Origin of the sequence: Actinoplanes sp. NPDC024001 (genome assembly GCF_040638955.1) — a bacterium.
Taxonomy (GTDB): Bacteria; Actinomycetota; Actinomycetes; order Mycobacteriales; family Micromonosporaceae; genus Actinoplanes.
Window position 1 is genome coordinate 1 of the sequence record NZ_JBEZZB010000358.1, and the last position, 1,934, is coordinate 1,934.

The following is a 1,934-nucleotide window of genomic DNA, read 5'->3' on the forward strand; positions in this document are numbered from 1 at the left end:
CCGCGCTGGCCGCCGCGGTGCCGGGCGCAGGCGGCGTGCACGTGGTCAACAACGGCGCCGCCGCGCTGGTGCTGGCCGCCACCGCGCTGGCCGCCGGCCGGGAGATCGTGGTCAGCCGCGGTGAGATGGTGGAGATCGGCGACGGGTTCCGGCTGCCCGACCTGCTGGAATCCACCGGGGCGCGGCTGCGCGAGGTGGGCACCACCAACCGCACGTCGGCGGCCGACTACGCGGCCGCGATCGGGCCGCGGACCGGGTTCGTGCTCAAGGTGCACCCGTCGAACTTCGTGGTCCGCGGCTTCACCAGCGCCGCCGCGATCGCGGAGCTGACCGGCCTGGGCGTGCCGGTGATCGTGGACATCGGCTCCGGGCTGCTGCGGCCCGACCCGCTGCTGCCGGACGAGCCGGACGCCGCCGGCACCCTGCGCGCCGGCGCGAACCTGGTCGTGGCCAGCGGGGACAAGCTGCTCGGCGGCCCGCAGGCCGGGCTGCTGCTGGGCGACGCCGACCTGGTGGAACGGCTGCGCCGGCATCCCCTCGCCCGGGCGCTGCGGGTGGACAAGCTGACCCTGGCGGCGCTCGCCGCCACCCTCGCCGGGCCGGTCACGCCGACCTGGGCGGCGCTCCGCGCCGACCCCGACGAGCTGCGCGAACGCACCGAGCGCCTGCGCCGGCGGGTGGGTGGCGACGCCGAGGTGGTCACCTCGGTCGCGGTCGTCGGTGGCGGCGGCGCACCCGAGCTCACGCTCGGCTCCTGGTCCCTCTCGCTGCCGCAGTCGTACGCGCAGCCGTTGCGTACGGGCGACCCGCCGGTCCTGGGCCGGGTGGAACGCGGCCGCCTGCTGCTGGATCTGCGCTGCGTGCCGCCCGAGGCGGACGAGGCGGTGGCCCGCGCGGTGCTGGCATGCAGGTGATCGCCACCGCCGGTCACGTCGACCACGGCAAGTCCACCCTGGTGCGTGCGCTGACCGGGATGGAACCGGACCGCTGGGCCGAGGAACGCCGCCGCGGCATGACCATCGACCTGGGGTTCGCCTGGACCACGCTCGGCTCCGGCACCACCGTGGCGTTCGTCGACGTGCCCGGCCACGAACGGTTCGTGCCCACCATGCTGGCCGGGGTCGGCCCGGCGCCGGCCGCGATGATCGTGGTCGCCGCCGACGAGGGCTGGATGCCGCAGTCCGCCGAGCACCTGGCCGCCCTGCACGCGCTCGGGGTGCGCCACGGGCTGCTGGTGGTGACCCGCGCCGACCTGGCCGCCCCGGGCCCGGCGATGACCGCGGCGGCCGAGGAGATCGCCGGCACCTCGCTCGGCCGGGTGGAGGCGGTGGCGGTCAGCGGGCGTACCGGTGCGGGTCTCGACGGTCTGCGGGCCGCGCTGGACCGGCTGGCCGGCGCCCTGCCGGCGCCGGATCCGGCGGCGCCGGTCCGGCTGTGGATCGACCGGGCCTTCACCATCAGGGGCGCCGGCACCGTGGTGACCGGCACGCTCGGCGCGGGCACCCTGCGGACCGGTGACGAGCTGGAGCTGACCGGCGTCTCCCGGCCGGTGCGGGTGCGCGGCCTGCAGAGTCTCGGCGAACCGGTGGAGCGGGCCGCGGCGGTCGCCCGGGTGGCGGTGAACCTCCGCGGCGTCGACCGCGACCGGATCGCCCGCGGCGCGGCGCTGCTCACCCCGGGCCGGTTCTGGCCCACCGACCTGATCGACGTGCGGGTGCACGGCGACCCGGTGGCCGATCTCCCGGCGACCGTCACCCTGCATGCCGGGTCGGCCGCGGTGCCGGTGCGGGTCCGCCCGCTCGGGCAGGACACCGCCCGCCTGCGGCTGAACCGGCCGCTGCCGCTGCGGGTCGGCGACCGGGCGCTGCTGCGCGACCCGGGCCGGCACCACGTCGCCGGTGGGATCACCGTGCTGGACGTGGCGCCGCCGGCGC

General features: G+C 77.8%; 2 protein-coding genes. Both read left to right on the plus strand.

Annotated features, from left to right (window positions below):
• Positions 1-914, plus strand: a 914-nt coding sequence (gene selA / locus AB0F81_RS51120; RefSeq protein ID WP_360211712.1) for an L-seryl-tRNA(Sec) selenium transferase, incomplete at its 5' end; no start/stop codon positions are given.
• On the plus strand, positions 905-1,934 hold a 1,030-nt coding region (gene selB / locus AB0F81_RS51125; protein ID WP_360211715.1), incomplete at its 3' end, for a selenocysteine-specific translation elongation factor. The genes selA and selB, both read left to right, overlap by 10 nt.